This is a genomic window from Haloechinothrix sp. LS1_15 (assembly GCF_033042135.1).
Classification (GTDB): Bacteria; Actinomycetota; Actinomycetes; order Mycobacteriales; family Pseudonocardiaceae; genus Haloechinothrix.
This window is the reverse complement of the sequence record NZ_WBXM01000004.1, coordinates 326,658-342,263: the sequence shown is the minus strand read 5'-3', so window position 1 is coordinate 342,263 and position 15,606 is coordinate 326,658. Positions and strand designations below refer to the sequence as shown.

The window sequence follows — 15,606 nt, the reverse complement described above, 5'->3', positions numbered from 1 at the left end:
CCGGCGTCGCGCCGGTGTCAGCTCAGCATCGGGAAGTGGTGCGCCCTCGGACCTAGCGCGTGCCGCTGTTCGGTGGTCAGCCACCGCCTCCCGGTTCCCAGCCGCGCGTAGGTGGCATCGTCCACCTCGAGCGGCATCGGTTCGCCGAGCAGGCCGTCCAATGTGGCCCGAACCACACGCAAAGCCGCTGCCGAGGGGCCGGGGCGGTCGAGCACCACCACCATATCGAGGTGGTGGATCGCCGCTTCCACGATCAAGGTCCGCACCAGCTCCTCCACCAGGATTACGTGTCCCTGCGTGCGCACCGCGCGCCTGGCTGGGGTGACGGCTGCCGCGTAGGCGGCGGCCGCACTGGTCTCGGCGAACTCGTCGAGCAGCGGGCCGATCGTACTGTAGACGCTGGCGCTGATCCGGGTCATCCGCAGGTTGTACTGCCTGGGATCCCGGTCGGGTTTGCGGGAGCGCCAGTAGGAGATCGCGTCGGTGTCCGGGTCGGTGCCTGCGGGGCTGGCCAGCGCCACCAGGGCACGCTGCGCGTCTCGGAGCAGGTGGAACAGCAGGTCACGCACCGTCCACCCGGTGCACCCGGTCGGCAGCCAGGACTGCTCCTCGCTGATCCCACGCAGCGTGTCGACGACATCGGCATACGCCGAACGCAACACCTCGGCCCCAGTGGGGGTGGTGGCGGTGTGAGCGGCACGATCCGCGGCGGCCATGCCCCCAGCGTCATGCGATCGGTCACCGGACGCAACCAGGGCCGGTGTGTCAGAACAGCAACTGGGAGACGCCGTGGATGGCGATACCGACCAGGCCGCCGACCACGGTGCCATTGATCCGGATGAACTGCAGGTCCCTGCCGACCTGCAACTCGATGCGGCGTGAGGTTTCATCGGCGTCCCAGCGCTCCACCGTGTCGGTGATCAACGTGGCGATCTCGGCCGAGTAGTTGGCGACCACGTGTGCCGCCGCGTCCTCCACCCAGGTATCGACCTTGTCACGCAGCGCCTCCTCCTCGCGCAGCCGCTCACCGAACCCGCGTACACCTCCGGTGATGCCCGCACGCAGCTCGCTGTCCGGGTCGTCGGCCGCCCGCAGCAACAGGTCCTTGACGGTCGACCACGCCGCGCCGATCAGCTCGCCGACCGCCGGATGTGCCACGAGCCTGCGCTTGATGTCCTCGGCGCGCTCCCTGGTCTCCTGATCGTGTCTGAGGTCGTCGGCGAGCTCGAACAGGAAGTTGTCCACCGCGAGCCGCATCGGGTGGTGCACGTCGTCCTTCACCGCCCGCGCGAACGCCAGCACCTCGCCGTACACGCGGTCGGCGACCAGCTCGTCAACGAACCTCGGCGACCAACTCGGCGCCCGCTCGGAGATCACCCGGAGCGCCGTCGCGCGGTTGTCGCGCACCCACTCGTAGGCGCGGTCACACACCAGGTCCACGAGCTGGTGGTGCGCGCCGCCTGCGCACAACCGGTCGAGCGCGTCACCGGTCGGCGAGGCCAGCTCCGTTTCGGCCATCCCGCGGCGTAGCGCACGCTCGAGCATCCCGGCCACATCGGAATCCCGCAGCACGGTGACCACGCCACGCATCGCGGTCACCAGCTCAGCCGTGACCCGGCGCGCGTTGCGCTCGGTGGCCAGCCACGCGCCGAGCGCGCGAGCCACCCCCACCCGGCGCAGCTTCTCACGCACCACCTCGCCCGCGAGGAAGTTGCGGTCCACGAAGTCGCCGAGGCTCGCGCCGAACTGGTCCTTCCTGCTGGGGATGATCGCGGTGTGCGGGATCCTGATACCCAGCGGGTGACGGAACAGCACGGTGACCGCGAACCAGTCGGCGATCGCGCCGATCAACCCGGCCTCGGCTGCCGCCCGCACGTAGCTGATCCACCACGGCCAACCCTCGGCCTCGGCCCAGCTGGCCAGCAGGAACAGTGCCGCTGCCCCGACGAGGAACGCCAGCGCGACGACCTTCATCCGTACCAGGTCACGCCGCTTGATCTCGTCGCCGATCGCCGAGCCGGGTGGCGGCACCGGCGCCGTGGCGGGTTCGTGCCCCGCGGCTGCTTGATTCACGGCCCCATTGTCGGTGAGGATCACTCGTTGTGCGCGAACCTGCCTTGATCCCCAGCCTGCGACCGTTTTCCTCGACCGTATTCGCGGAGATGACCGCGCTGGCCACCCGCACCTCGGCGGTGAACCTCGGCCAGGGCTTTCCCGACACCGACGGCCCGCCGAGCATGCTGGAAGCGGCGTGCCAGGCCATTACCTCAGGCAACAACCAGTACCCGCCGGGTCCGGGGCGGGCCGAGCTGCGGTCGGCCGTGGCCGAGCACCGAGGGCGATTCGGCCTCGACTACGACCCCGACACCGAGGTGCTGGTCACCACGGGAGCCACCGAGGCGATCGCGGCGTCGTTGCTCGCGCTGGTCGAACCGGGCGACGAGGTGCTGCTGATCGAGCCGTACTACGACTCCTACGCGGCCGCCGTGGCCATGGCAGGCGCGACCCGCCGGGTGGTGCCGCTGCGCCAGGAGGCCTCCACCGGGCGCTTCACGCTCGATCCCGGCGAGCTCCGCGCGGCCGTCACCGACCGCACTAGAGCGATCGTGGTCAACTCGCCGCACAACCCGACCGGCACCGTGTTGTGCCGTACCGAGCTGGCGGGCATCGCCGAGCTGTGCGTCGAGCACGATCTCATCGCGATCACCGACGAGGTCTACGAGCACCTGGTCTACGACGACGCCGAGCACATCCCGCTGGCGACCTTCACAGGCATGGCCGAACGCACCGTCACGATCTCCAGCGCAGGCAAGATCTTCAACTGCACCGGCTGGAAGATCGGCTGGGTGTGCGCGACCAGGGACCTGGTCGCCGCGGTACGCGCGGCCAAACAGTTCCTGACCTTCGTCTCCGGCGGGCCGTTCCAACCCGCGGTGGCACACGCGTTGCGTACCGAGCGCGGCTGGGTAGAGCAACTGCGCCGGGAGCTGAACGGCAAGCGGGACCGGCTGGCACGCGGCCTCGCCGAGGCCGGGTTCCGGGTGCTGCCCTCGGCGGGAACCTACTTCGTCTGCGCCGACGTGCGTGCCATCGGCTACGCGCACGCCACCGAGCTCGCCTGGGCCTTGCCCGAGCAGGTGGGGGTGGCCGCCGTGCCGGTGAGCGTGTTCACCGACAGCGAGCAGGACTACGCGCACCTGCTGCGGTTCGCGTTCTGCAAACGCGACGAGGTGCTGGACACCGCGATCGAACGGCTGCACCGGCTGGCGCGGTGACCCGGCCCTACATACCAGCGTCCAGGATGCCTTCTTTGGCCAGCTGCCTACGCAGCTTCCGCAGGCAGCGGGTACGCATCGAGCCGACGCTGCTCTCCGGCACGCCGATGCGGCGTGCCAGCTGCGCGTAGCTGATCCGCGGTTCATCGGCAATGGCCATGATCAGCTCCCTGTCCCTGCGGTCGAGCCGCACCGCCGCTTCCCACACGGCGCGGGCGTGCTCGGCCCGCACCACGTGTCCTTCCGGCGAGCCGTAGCCGTCCCCTGCCGCCCGCTCCGCCCAGCCGTCGAGCGACTGCTCGCGGCGCAGCTGCCGCACCAGCTGCCACGCCTGCCTGTGCGCGGTGCGGTGCAGCCAACCACGGGCCCGGTCCGGCTGCCGGATCGTCGCCGCGTGCTGCCAGAACCGCAGCCACACGTCCTGCACCATGTCCATCGCGTCTGCCGTACCCAGCCGGTACCGCGCGGCGACCGCGTGGATGTCCGTGGTGTACCGGCTCATCAACACGCGCAACGCGGCCTCGTCTCCTGACGCGACACGGCGCACCAGCACCGCGTCTTCCTCGTCATCCCGCATACCTAGCTCCACTACCGTGCGTCACACACTGATTGCGCACGGTGCGACGAACGCCGGGATCCCGGGGATCCGTTCTCCGGCGTCGCCATCCCGCAGGGAAGCACAAGTGGAGTAGTCCTACTCAGCCACACGCGCGGGTCATCACCCAGCGCTGTGGTGCCGGGCACTCGGGAAACCACTCGAACGGCCCGCCGGGGTGGAACAGCGCCGCCGTAGCTGCAACACTCAGGCACGACACATCCGCGGCGCGCGCGGTGCCCACGCGCGGTGCCACGGGTACACGAACGGCGCGATCAGGTACGGAACGGACAGGGGGTGGCAGCGGCCATGGCGGTGACCGGCGCCATCGGCGTGACGCGCCACGCCCTCGCTCGCGCGCTCCTAGTGGCCGGTCTCGCGGCGGCGGGCTGGTTCCTGCTTGTCGCGCTGGGCGGCGCCCCCGCCGCGGCGGCGGACAACGCAGAGGCCACCGGCACCGACCGCACCGCGGGCACCCAGGAGCACGACACCCGGCAGGCCACTGGAAAGGCCACCCCCTCCGGCAGCTCAGGCGGCGGGTCCGGGCAGTCAGGCCTGCTCGGCACGGTCGGCGACACCGTGTCGGCGGCCACCTCATCGGCGGACGGCACGGTCTCGGCCGTCACCGAGACGGTCTCGTCGGTGAGGCGGGATGCCACCGAGGCCACACGAGAGGCCGTCGAGTCGGTCACCGCACCAGAGGCACCGCCCTCGATCGGGGACGCCGCGCCGGACACTACTCCCGTGACCGGCGTCAACGCGGAGACCGTCACCGTAGCGGATACCGAGCGACACCGGCAGCCGGAACCTCGGCAATCGCACGAGGCCGACTCCCCCGCCGGCGACGGAGAATCAGGCGAGCAACGGCAGGCTCCCCTGCAACGCGACGGGGAACCTCGCGAACCGGCGTACCAGGAACAGCGCAGCCCCGCCAGCGGTGCCGTGACCGACGAACGCGCGGATACCGCCGTACAGGTCCCCGCCTCGCCGTCGCCCGCCGGTGGCGGTGGTAGCGCCGCGCTGTCGGCACCGGACGCACCGACGACCAGCAAGCAGCAGCTCGCGGTGCTCGAGCCCTGCCCGTCGCTCGGCGCCGACGACCTGCTCGGCGCCGCGGCCTGCCACGCCACCGGCGGCACGGCCACGAACGCGGCCCTGCCCTGCACCTCTCCCGACTGACACCGGCCGGTTTCCCGGCCCTACCTGCGTCCGCATCCGTCAGATCGCGCGGGCGATCATGCTGGTCCACCGCGCAGCAGTAATGCCGCCGCAACTCGTCGCCGGGAGCAGCCGCTGGCTGCTTCGTAGCCACCATCCCCGCCACTGACGTCCCGACCGGCCGTCCGCGCCCGGCCGGTTCGGGCTCGGCTCCGCCGCCACGTTGCCCCCGTGGCGGCGGAGCCCTGACCCGGTGCGCGAAGCTCCGGTCGTCTCCACCGCGCCGGATCGGCCGGTAGCCGACCGCGCACCGGTTGAAGCGGGGGGCTTTCCGCGCACTCTGTGAGGGGCGTGCCGGAAAGCCCCCCGCCCCATGACTTGCCCTCCCGCCGACCCACCGGCCGCGGCGGCAGGGCACGCCCTCGCGGTCTCGTTTTCCACCCCCGCGGCGTTACCGGCGACCGGTTCCGCTCTTTTTCTGTTGACCGAACAGGTAGTATCGGCATGCCGAAATTTGCTAGCTGACCAGGGAGCGGATGACGTGAGCGAGCAGGGAAGCGAGTTGAGCCACCAGCGAGGGAAGCGGCGCAAGCGGCGGGCGCTGCTGGCAGGCGGTGCGGTGGCGACCGTCGCCGCGCTCGCAGGCGGGCTGATCACCTACGCTCTCGCTTCGGAACGGGCACCCGGCCAGGATCGGGACCGGCTGTCGGTGGTGACGACCACGAACTTCCTCGACGATACGGTTCGCCAGATCGGCGGGGACGACATCGAGACCGTCCGGCTCATGGGTCCGGGTGTCGATCCCCACCTGTACCAGGCACGGTCCAGCGATCTCGAGGCGATGCGCTCGGCGGATGCCATCGTCGCCGTAGGGTTGTTCCTCGAGGGTTCCCTACAGCAGACCTTCGACGAGCTCAGCAGCGACAAGCCGGTGATCTTCGCAGGGGAGCAACTCGACGAGGACGTGTTGCTTGCCCCGGAGGCCGATGCTCCGGAAGGCACCGAGTTCGACCCGCACATCTGGCTGGATCCGCGGCTGTGGGCCGAGGTCGTCACCGCGGTCGGCGACGAACTCGGCGAGCTCGACCCGGAGCGCGCCGGGGACTACACCGAGCGTGCCGCGGAGTACCGGCAGGACGTTCTCGCGCTGCACGAGGAGATCACCGCGACCCTCGCCACGGTTCCCGATGCGCACCGGACGCTGGTCACCTCGCATGATGCGTTCCGCTACTTCGGGAGGGCCTACGACATCGACGTCGCCGCGATCCAGGGTATCTCGACCGAGGAGGAGGCAACCACATCGGATGTCTCCCGCGTCGCCGACATCGTCGTCGACACCGGCGTTCCCGCCGTGTTCATGGAATCCAGCGTGCCGTCGAACACGCTCGACGCGGTCATCGCGGCAGCCGGCCAGCAGGGCCACGACGTCCGGATCGGTGCGGAGCTGTACGGCGACGCCGCAGGCGACGACGGCACCAAGGAGGGCACCTATATCGGCATGCTCCGCGCCAACGCGGAACGGATTGCCGACGGGCTCACCGGCAACGGAGGTTAGACCATGCCACGGCAGGACGGTACGGCGGCGCTGTCGATCAGCGACATGCATGCGGGCTACAGCGGCCGCATCGTGGTGCGTGGGGTCGAGCTGAGTGTCCCCCGCGGGACGCTCGGCGCGGTGGTCGGGCCCAATGGCGCCGGTAAGTCCACGCTCGTCAAGGCCGCGCTCGGGCTGCTGCCTTCGGTGCGTGGCACGGTGCGCTTCTTCGGCGAGCCGCTGCCGAAGGTGCGCAGCAGGGTCGCCTACGTGCCGCAGCAGGATGCCGTGACGGAGGATTTCCCTATCACAGCGGTGCAGGTGGTGGAGATGGGCCGGTACCCCCACAGGGGGTGGCTCCGCAGGCTCACCGCCGCCGACGATGCCGCGGTGAGCGAGGCGATGGCGGCCGTCGGCGTCACCGACCTTGCCGACTGCCCGCTCGACGAGCTCTCCGGCGGGCAACGCCAACGGGTGTTCCTGGCGCGCGCGCTGGCCCAGCGGGCAGACCTGCTGTTGCTGGACGAACCATTCACCGCCGTCGACGCCCGCACCGAGACGGAGTTGCTCGATCTGCTCGGCAGGCGCTGCGCCGAGGGGACGACCGTGCTCGCGGTGCATCATGACCTCCGCACCGTGCGCGACCATTTCGACCACGCCGTGCTGCTTGCGGGAACGGTGGTCGCCGAGGGGCCGGTCGGCGAGGCGCTGACTCCGGCCAATTTGGAGCGTGCCTACGGTCTCGCGCCGCTGGCCGGCTCCGGCGGCACCGATGAGATGGTGACGGTCACGGCGTGATCGACCGACTGCTCGGCGCCCTACCACTGGCCTACCCCGATGCGGTGGTGGTCGTGGGCACGGCCGCGCTCGGCTTCGTGGCAGGCGCGCTCGGCCCGTTCGTGGTGCTGCGCGGGCGCGCGATGTTCGGCGACGCGATGAGCCACGCGACGCTGCCGGGGGTGGCGATCGCGTTCCTCGTCGCGGGCGCGAAGGAACCGGGCACCCTGCTTGCGGGGGCCGCCGTCGCCGCACTGCTGGCTGCTCTGCTGCTCATCGCGCTGGTGCGCTCGGCGAGGATCGCCACCGACGCCGCGATCGGGGTGGTGCTGTCGCTGTCGTTGACCCTCGGCCTTGTGCTGCTGACACACATCGCCAGCACCGGAGACAGCCAGCAGGCAGGGCTGGATGCCTACCTGCTCGGCCAGGCCGCGGGCATGGTCGAGCGGGACATCGCGCTCACCCTGACCCTGGGGGCGCTCGCGTTGACCGCGGTCGTGGTGTGGTTCCGGTTGCTGCGCGCGGCCAGCTTCGACCCCGGCTTCAGCGCGATCATCGGCGCGCGGCCGTGGCTCGTCGACGCGGCGAGCACCGGACTGCTCGCCGTCGCCATCGTGCTCGGGGTGCGCACCGTCGGTGCCATCCTGATGGTCGCCCTGCTCGTGGCTCCCTGCGTGGCGGCGCGGCAGCTCGTCACCACGCTGGCCGCGCTGGTCCCGCTGGCGGGTGTGATCGGCGCGGGGGCAGGTGTGGCAGGCGGAGTACTGTCCGGTCACGCGGAGCTTCCCGCCGGGCCGGTGATCGTGCTGCTGGCCACCGGCGCGGCCGTGCTCTCGGTGGTTTTCGCCCCGCGCAGGGGGGTGCTCGCCCGGCGCCGGCGCGGTCTCGCCCGTGAGCCGGGCGCGGCCGCCGGACCGCCGCAGGGGGTGCTCCGGTGAGCGCCGACGCGGTGATGATCGTGGTGATCGCGGGCCTACTGTCCACCGCCTGCGCGATGCTGGGGTGCTTCCTGGTGCTGCGCAGGCAGGCCCTGTTGCCGGACGCGGTCAGCCATGCCGTGCTGCCGGGGATCGTGCTGGTGTTCGTGCTCACCGGGCAGCGGACCAGCCTGCTCACCGTGCTCGGTGCCACGCTGTTCGGCCTGGTCTGCGTGGCGGGTTTCGAGTGGCTACGCAGGACCGGGATCGTCGCACCGGACGCCGCGCTCGCGCTGGTGTTCCCCGCGCTGTTCTCCCTCGGGGTGCTGGGCATCGGCACGTTCGCCTCGGGTGCGCATATCGACCTCGACTCGGCGATCTACGGCGACATTACGTTCGCGCCGTTACGTACCGTGGAGCTCGCCGGGTACGCGGTACCACGCTCGTTGCTGTTCACCGGGGCAGCGGCGCTGGCCGTCACGGCCCTGGTGCTGGTGCTGTGGCGACCGCTGGCGGTCAGCACCTTCGACCCCGGGTTCGCCCAGTCGGCGGGACTGCGCGGCCGGGCCGTCGGTGGGGTGCTGCTGGTGGCCGTGACCGCGCTCGCGGTGATCGCCTTCGACAGCGTCGGTGCCATCCTCGTGATCACGTTCTTCATCGTTCCTGCGGCCGCCGCGGCGCAGCTGGCCGCCAGGCTGGCCACCACGCTGCTTCTCGCGGTCGGCTTCGGCTGGATCAGCGCGTTCGCCGGGTATCAGCTCGCGGCGGAACTCGACTCCTCGATTCCCGGTTCGATCGGGCTGACCAGCGTGGCGCTCTTCGCGCTCGCGTGGCTGTTCGGCAGGCGGCGGGGGTGGCTGCGGGCCCGGTCGCGGCGTGCGGACCCGCCCGAGCCGGGAAAACCCGGTGCGCGTGACGAGCGTGATCAGGCATCCTGGTCCGCGTGACCTCCCCCAGCCCCCAGGCCAGGCACGCGCGCCCAGAGGAAACCGACGAGGTGATCCGGCTAGCCGCGCTGATGTACGAATCGATCGGCCTCGACCCATCGTCACCGCACTGGCGCGAAGCCGCCCGCGCTGCGCTGTCCGGCCGTCACACGCGCGATGCCACCGCCGTCGTCGTCGACCATCCCGCCGATGCCGGCAGGCTGGTGGCCTCCGGCGCGGCCGTGATCACCACGCGCATGCCCAGTCCGGTGAACCTGGCCGGGCGGGTCGGCTATATCCAGTGGGTGGCCACCGAACCCGACTGGCGTAACCGGGGCTTGGCCAGGGCTGTGGTGACCAAGCTCATGGGCTGGCTGCACGCTCGAGAGGTCAGCCGAATCGAGCTGCACGCGACGCAGGGCGGCGAGCCGCTCTACCGCTCCCTTGGATTCGACGAGGGAAAGTACCCGGGAATGATCCACCAGAACGGTCCTCTGTAGACGACGTTAGGGTGTCAGTCCTGGCGCGGCGGCCCCGTGGTACCGCGCACGACGAGCCCGGGATCCAGAACGATCTCCCGTGGCTCGAGATCGCGGTCCTCGATGCGCTCGACGACCGCTTCCACTGCGCGTTTAGCGATGCCGTCGACGTCCTGATGCACGGTGGTGAGGTCGATATAGGACAGAGTTGCGACGTGACTGTCATCGTAGCCGACCACCGAGATGTCGTCCGGTACCCGCACCCCGGCCTTGCGGAGCGCGTCGAGCAGACCGAGTGCGCAGCGGTCATTACTGGCCAGCACCGCGGTAGGTAACTTCCCCTCGCCCAACAGCACTTCCGCACCGTGCACACCGGCAGCCTCGGTGTGGTCACCGGGAATGACCCGGCTGTACTCCCGGAGGCCGTGCTTGCGCATCGTCGCCCGGTACGCGCGGCGACGCTCCGCGGAACCGGGCCCATCACCACCGTCGATGTGCACGATGTTCCGGTGCCCGAGCGTGACCAGATGCTCCAGTGCCTGCCGCACACCCTTCGCCTCCGCGGAGCGCACCAGGTCCACGTTGATACCGGTGGCACGGGTGCTGACAGCCACCGTAGGAACCTTGTCCCCCACTGCGGAAAGGTAGTCCCGCTCGACTTCAGGACCAAGCAGGATCACCCCCTCGCAGCGGTGGCTGAGCAGCGCCTCGATAGCCCGGTGCTCGGGGTGGGTCGGCGCCACAGACGACAGCAGGATCTCATACCCGCTCGCCTCGGCCGCCGGGTAGATCTGTTCCACCAGCTCGGCGTGGAACGGATGGCGCAGCGTGATCATCACACCGAGCACGCGCGTCCTGGTGCTTGCCAGCATGCGCGCCGCGCTGTCCGGCCGGTATCCGATCTTGGAAGCCACCTGGAACACCCGTTGCCTGGTCTGCTCGCTCGCGCCCGGTGCGTTGCGGAAGACCAGCGAGACCAGGGCGCGCGATACCCCAGCCTGCGCCGCCACGTCCGCCATGGTAGGGCGCCGCCCGGCCCCGTCAGGCTGCTCCTGCATACCTCACCCGTCTCCGTCGCTGTTCACGCGTGCCTGCGGCACCGAGCAGGCCCCGGCGGCCGGGACCGCCACCGCGAGCCGGTCGCCGTGTCATCAACGTACGTACCAGCATTGTCCGAATCGTCGGCAACGACCCCTTGACACCGCCTGTGATGGCCATCATAGTACTCAGTACTAGAGCGCGCTAGTAGAGCGCTCTAGATCACACCAACAGGCTAGGTACGGAGGAGGGACCTCGGTGGTATCCACCGCAGGCGGCGACAACGACCGCCCTGGACCGTTCGACGTCATCACCATGGGGCGGGTCAGCGCGGACATCTACCCGCAGCAGGTTGGCGTCGGGCTGGCGGACGTCACCAGCTTCGGCAAGTACCTCGGCGGAAGCCCCACGAACGTCGCCGTCGCGGCCGCCCGGTACGGCCATCGTGCTGCCGTGATCACCCGCACTGGCGAGGACCCGTTCGGCGAGTTCGTGCACAAGGCACTCCGCGGCTACGGCGTGGATGACCGGTACGTCTCCGCGGTGCCTGGGTTGCCCACGCCGGTGACCTTCTGCGAGATCTTCCCGCCGGACGATTTCCCGCTGTACTTCTACCGTCAGCCCAAGGCGCCCGACCTGGAGATCGCCACCGAAGAGGTGGACATGGCCGCGGTCGGTGAGGCTCGCGTCTTCTGGGTGACGTTGACCGGCTTGTGTGCCGAACCGTCACGCTCGGCGACGCTGGCCGCGCTGCGGGCACGCGGCCGCAGCGGAGTAACCGTGCTCGACTTGGACTACCGTCCGATGTTCTGGGAGTCGGCCGAGCACGCTCGCGAGGTGGTCGCCGAAGCTCTCGAACACGTCACGGTCGCCGTCGGCAACATCGCCGAGTGCGAGACCGCCCTCGGCCGCTCGGAGCCGGAGAAGATCGTCGCCGAGCTGCACGGGCGCGGCGTGTCACTGGCGGTCGTCAAGCGGGGCCCGCGCGGGGTCTATGCCGACGACGGCACCGGCCCGGTCGAGGTGCCGCCTGCCCCGGTCGACGTGGTCAACGGCCTCGGGGCCGGGGACGCGTTCGGCGGCGCTCTGTGCCACGGCCTACTCTCCGGCTGGTCGTGCGAGCAGACGATGCGGTTCGGCAACGCAGCGGGTGCCATCGTGGCCGGCCAGCTGGCCTGCTCCGACGCGATGCCGACCGAGGCCGAGGTCGAGGCCAAGCTCGCGGAGGCCAGCCATGCCTGACCACCGCATTCCCGATGCCCAGCTACGCGAGATCACCCGCTCCCGCGTGTACGAACCGGAGGCGGTCGTCGAGGCCGCCGCGCGACGTACCCGCGCCAAGTCCCCCACCGGCTCCAGCGGCAAATCCATGATCATTGCGGCCGACCATCCGGCGCGCGGCGCCAACGCCGTCGGCTCCGAGGTGAATGCCATGGCCGACCGCGCCGAGTTGCTCGGCCGGATCCGCGTCGCGCTGCGCCGCCCCGGGGTGACCGGGATTCTCGGCACCGCCGACCTCCTCGACGACCTCCTCCTGCTTGGTGAGCTGGAGGGCATGGTCGTCATCGGCTCGATGAACCGCGCAGGGCTGGCGGGCTCGGTCTTCGAGATCGACGACCGGTTCACCGGCTACGACGCCGCCACGCTCGAGGCAATGGGATTCGACGGCGGCAAGATGCTGACCCGGATCGCACTGGACGATTCCAGCACCCCGGCGGTGCTGGAGGCCTCGGCGCGTGCGGTGAACGAGCTGGCAGGGCGCGAGCTCGTCGCCATGATCGAGCCATTCCTGTCCCACTGGACACAGGGGACGCTGCGCAACGATCTCTCTCCGGACGCGGTCATCCGGTCGGTCACGATCGCCTCCGGTCTGGGGAGTAGCTCGGCCCACACCTGGCTGAAGCTGCCCGCGGTCGCCGACATCGAGCGGGTGATGGCCGCGACAACGCTGCCCGCGCTCCTGCTCGGCGGCGAGGTCACCGACCGCGACGCGGCGCTGGCTTCCTGGGCGCGGGCGCTGGCTTGCCCGAATGTGTACGGCCTGATTGTGGGCCGTTCCCTGCTGTACCCGCACGACGACGATGTTGCGAGCGCTGTGGACGAGGCGGTGAGCCTGCTGTGAACGCGAACTACCACTTCAGGAACGGGGCGACCGCGGCGGGCCCGTACCGCACGGTGATCACGCCCGAATCCGCGGGCTGGGACTACTCGGGCCTACGCGTGCTCGAGCTGGCGCCCGGCGGCACCGAACGTGTCGAGACCGGCGAGGACGAGCTCCTGGTGCTGCCGCTGGCCGGCAGCTGCTCGGTGACCTGCGACGGCGAATCGGTCACGCTGGCAGGAAGAACCGGCGTGTTCGCCCGGCCGACCGATTTCGCCTACGTACCCCGCGACGCCGCCGCGGTCGTCAGCAGCGACCGCGGCGGGCTGTTCGCGCTGCCTGGCTCCCGGTGCGCACGCAGGCTGCCGTTCCGCTATCAGCCAGCCGAGGCAACCCAACCCGAGCTGCGCGGCGCGGGCAACTGCAGCAGGCAGGTGAACAACTACTGCCTGCCGCACACCTTCGATGCCGACCGGCTGCTGGTGTGCGAGGTGCTGACGCCGTCAGGTAACTGGTCCTCCTACCCGCCGCACAAACACGATGAGCAGCGCGACGGCGAGACCCAGCTGGAGGAGATCTACTACTTCGAGGTCGCAGGCGGCCCGGGCGGGGAGGGTATGGCCTACCAGCGGGTGTACTCCTCGGCAGCCGGGGATATCGACGTCTGCGCCGAGGTGGTCTCCGGTGATGTGGTGCTGATCCCGCACGGCTGGCACGGGCCATCCATGGCCGTGCCCGGCTACGACCTCTACTACCTCAACGTCATGGCTGGGCCCGGACCGGAGCGGGCGTGGCGTATCTGCGACGACCCGGCGCACGGCTGGATTCGCCAGCACTGGCAGGAGCAGGAGATCGATCCGCGGCTACCGTTCGGTACCGGAAGTCACGAGGGGCGTGGTTCGTGATGGCTGAGACGGTTCGGCTCACCACTGCCCAGGCACTGGTGCGTTTCCTGGCTGCCCAGTACAGCGAGCGAGACGGCAGCCAGCAGCGGCTGATCCCCGGGATGTGGGGGATCTTCGGGCACGGTAACGTCGCAGGGCTCGGCCAGGCGCTGCTGCAGGCGGCCGAGACCGGGGAGGCGGACCTTCCGTACTACCTGGCACGCAACGAACAAGCGATGGTGCACGCTTCCACGGCGTACGCCAAGATGCGCGACCGGCTGGCAACCTTCGCGTGCACCGCCTCCACCGGACCGGGATCGACCAATATGGTCACCGGTGCCGCGCTGGCCACCACGAATCGGCTGCCGGTGCTGCTGCTTCCCAGCGATATGTTCGCCACCCGGTCCCCGGATCCGGTGCTGCAGCAACTGGAGGACACCCGCGGCGGTGACGTCACCGTCAACGACGCCTTCCGGCCGGTGTCGAAGTACTTCGACCGCGTCACGCGCCCAGAGCAGCTCATCCCGGCGGCGCTGGCAGCGATGCGGGTGCTGACCGATCCGGCCGAGACGGGGGCGGTCACACTGTGCTTGCCGCAGGACGTGCAGGCCGAGGCCTACGACTGGCCGGTCGCATTCTTCCGGCGCCGGGTGTGGCACGTGGCCCGCCCGGTGCCGGAGGCCCCAGCCATCGCTCGCGCCGCGAAGGCGTTGCGCGGTGCCAGCCAGCCGCTGATCGTGGCCGGTGGCGGGGTGGTCTACTCCGGCGCCGAGGCGCAGCTGCGCGAGCTGGCCGAGGCCACCGGCGTCCCGGTGGCCGACACCCATGCCGGCAAGGGCGCTATCCCCGCGGACCACCCCTGTTCGGTCGGTGGCATCGGCTCGACGGGATCCGCCGCGGCCAACGCGCTGGCGGCCGAGGCCGACGTGGTACTCGGCGTCGGCACGCGCTACTCGGACTTCACCACCGCCAGCCACACCGTCTTCGGCAACCCCGATGTCGCCTTCGTCAACATCAACGTCGCGCGGCTGGACGCGGTGAAGCACTCGGCGGTGGTAGTACAGGCCGATGCCCGGCACGGGCTGCAGGCGCTGCTCGCCGAACTCGGTGACTGGCAGGTCGACGGCTCGTACCGGGAGCGGGTGGCGCGGCTGGCCGCAAAGTGGCAACGAGCAACCGAGGAATGCTTCCGGCGGGACCACCAGCCGCTGCCAGCGCAGACCGAGGTTCTCGGTGCGCTGCACGACACGCTGGGAGCGACCGACGTGGTGATCAACGCCGCGGGGTCGATGCCGGGTGACCTGCAAATGCTGTGGCGGGCCAGTGAGCCCAAGGCCTACAACGTGGAGTACGCCTACTCCTGCATGGGCTACGAGGTCGCCGCAGGCCTCGGCACCAAGATGGCCGCTCCGGACCGCGAGGTCGTGGTACTTGTCGGTGACGGTTCGTACCTGATGCTCAGCTCCGAGCTGGTCACCATGATCTCCGAAGGCATCAAGGTCATCGTGGTCCTGGTACAGAACCACGGCTTCGGCTCGATCGGCTCGCTGTCCGAGGAGCTGGGTTCGCAGCGGTTCGGCACCCAGTACCGCTACCGCTCGGCGACCTCCGGGCTGCTGGATGGCGCGGTGTTGCCCGTAGACCTGGCCGCCAACGCGGCGAGCCTCGGGGCCGAGGTCATCCGTGCCAGCGACATCGACGAGTTCCGCTCGGCGATCGCGCAGGCGAAGTCCAACACAACCACAACCGTGGTGCACATCGAAACCGACCTGTTCGGGCCCGCCCCTCCGGGCTCCGGCTGGTGGGACGTCCCTGTGTCCGAGGTGTCCGCACTGGACAGCACGCGCAAGGCCTACGACACCTATTCCGCCCATAAGCAGCAGCAACGCCACTACCTCTAGGGCGTGCCAACCGAGGGAGTA

The 15,606-nt window shown here is 70.2% G+C and carries 15 protein-coding genes; 11 read left to right on the top strand and 4 right to left on the bottom strand.

Going from position 1 to position 15,606, the window contains the following annotated elements; genetic code table 11:
* Positions 1–17 precede the first annotated feature (17 nt).
* Together F8178_RS09025 and F8178_RS09020 are read right to left on the bottom strand one after the other, a co-directional pair.
* Positions 18–716 (bottom strand): maleylpyruvate isomerase N-terminal domain-containing protein, encoded by a 699-nt coding sequence (locus tag F8178_RS09025; RefSeq protein ID WP_317494249.1) that lies wholly within the window; start codon positions 714–716, stop codon positions 18–20.
* A gap of 49 nt (positions 717–765) precedes the next feature.
* Positions 766–2,073 (bottom strand): DUF445 domain-containing protein, encoded by a 1,308-nt coding sequence (locus tag F8178_RS09020; RefSeq protein WP_396345174.1) that lies wholly within the window; start codon positions 2,071–2,073, stop codon positions 766–768.
* Between the two features lie 29 nt (positions 2,074–2,102).
* Between F8178_RS09020 and F8178_RS09015 the strand changes: the two genes are divergently transcribed.
* On the top strand, positions 2,103–3,275 hold the full coding sequence (locus tag F8178_RS09015) for a pyridoxal phosphate-dependent aminotransferase (RefSeq protein WP_317494248.1): 1,173 nt from the start codon (positions 2,103–2,105) through the stop codon (positions 3,273–3,275).
* Positions 3,276–3,282: 7 nt separating this feature from the next.
* Here the strand turns inward: F8178_RS09015 and F8178_RS09010 are convergent, their stop codons facing one another.
* Positions 3,283–3,852, bottom strand: coding sequence for a sigma-70 family RNA polymerase sigma factor (locus tag F8178_RS09010; protein WP_317494247.1), 570 nt, complete (start codon positions 3,850–3,852; stop codon positions 3,283–3,285).
* Between the two features lie 327 nt (positions 3,853–4,179).
* Here F8178_RS09010 and F8178_RS09005 point away from each other — a divergent pair, with 327 nt between their 5' ends.
* The 6 genes from F8178_RS09005 to F8178_RS08980 all read left to right on the top strand — a co-directional run bounded on the left by F8178_RS09005 (position 4,180) and on the right by F8178_RS08980 (position 9,682).
* Positions 4,180–5,049 (top strand): hypothetical protein, encoded by an 870-nt coding sequence (locus tag F8178_RS09005; RefSeq protein ID WP_317494246.1) that lies wholly within the window; start codon positions 4,180–4,182, stop codon positions 5,047–5,049.
* 520 nt (positions 5,050–5,569) lie between these two features.
* Positions 5,570–6,583 (top strand): metal ABC transporter solute-binding protein, Zn/Mn family, encoded by a 1,014-nt coding sequence (locus F8178_RS09000; RefSeq protein ID WP_317494245.1) that lies wholly within the window; start codon positions 5,570–5,572, stop codon positions 6,581–6,583.
* Positions 6,584–6,586: 3 nt separating this feature from the next.
* Entirely contained in the window at positions 6,587–7,360 is a 774-nt protein-coding gene (aztA, locus tag F8178_RS08995) for a zinc ABC transporter ATP-binding protein AztA (RefSeq protein WP_317494244.1), read from the top strand.
* On the top strand, positions 7,357–8,277 hold the full coding sequence (locus F8178_RS08990; protein ID WP_317494243.1) for a metal ABC transporter permease: 921 nt from the start codon (positions 7,357–7,359) through the stop codon (positions 8,275–8,277). Before aztA ends, F8178_RS08990 begins: the two co-directional genes overlap by 4 nt.
* Positions 8,274–9,203: a metal ABC transporter permease gene (locus F8178_RS08985; RefSeq protein ID WP_317494242.1), complete on the top strand. Its 930-nt coding sequence runs from the start codon at positions 8,274–8,276 to the stop codon at positions 9,201–9,203. The genes F8178_RS08990 and F8178_RS08985 overlap by 4 nt, the downstream gene beginning before the upstream one ends.
* Positions 9,200–9,682 carry a GNAT family N-acetyltransferase gene (locus F8178_RS08980; protein ID WP_317494241.1) on the top strand — a complete coding sequence of 161 codons (483 nt, stop codon included), beginning with the start codon at positions 9,200–9,202 and terminating at the stop codon, positions 9,680–9,682. Before F8178_RS08985 ends, F8178_RS08980 begins: the two co-directional genes overlap by 4 nt.
* A gap of 14 nt (positions 9,683–9,696) precedes the next feature.
* Here the strand turns inward: F8178_RS08980 and F8178_RS08975 are convergent, their stop codons facing one another.
* On the bottom strand, positions 9,697–10,680 hold the full coding sequence (locus tag F8178_RS08975; protein WP_317494303.1) for a LacI family DNA-binding transcriptional regulator: 984 nt from the start codon (positions 10,678–10,680) through the stop codon (positions 9,697–9,699).
* Positions 10,681–10,957: 277 nt separating this feature from the next.
* Here F8178_RS08975 and iolC point away from each other — a divergent pair, with 277 nt between their 5' ends.
* The 4 genes from iolC to iolD are packed head-to-tail and all read left to right on the top strand — an operon-like array spanning position 10,958 to position 15,585.
* The gene (iolC, locus tag F8178_RS08970) at positions 10,958–11,941 is read left to right on the top strand and encodes a 5-dehydro-2-deoxygluconokinase (protein ID WP_317494240.1); all 984 of its coding nucleotides are present in this window, start codon (positions 10,958–10,960) and stop codon (positions 11,939–11,941) included.
* Positions 11,934–12,821, top strand: coding sequence for an aldolase (locus tag F8178_RS08965; RefSeq protein WP_317494239.1), 888 nt, complete (start codon positions 11,934–11,936; stop codon positions 12,819–12,821). Before iolC ends, F8178_RS08965 begins: the two co-directional genes overlap by 8 nt.
* Positions 12,818–13,705: a 5-deoxy-glucuronate isomerase gene (gene iolB / locus F8178_RS08960; protein ID WP_317494238.1), complete on the top strand. Its 888-nt coding sequence runs from the start codon at positions 12,818–12,820 to the stop codon at positions 13,703–13,705. Before F8178_RS08965 ends, iolB begins: the two co-directional genes overlap by 4 nt.
* A complete protein-coding gene (gene iolD, locus F8178_RS08955) occupies positions 13,705–15,585 on the top strand; it encodes a 3D-(3,5/4)-trihydroxycyclohexane-1,2-dione acylhydrolase (decyclizing) (RefSeq protein WP_317494237.1) in 1,881 nt (626 codons plus the stop codon). Before iolB ends, iolD begins: the two co-directional genes overlap by 1 nt.
* Positions 15,586–15,606: the final 21 nt, after the last annotated feature.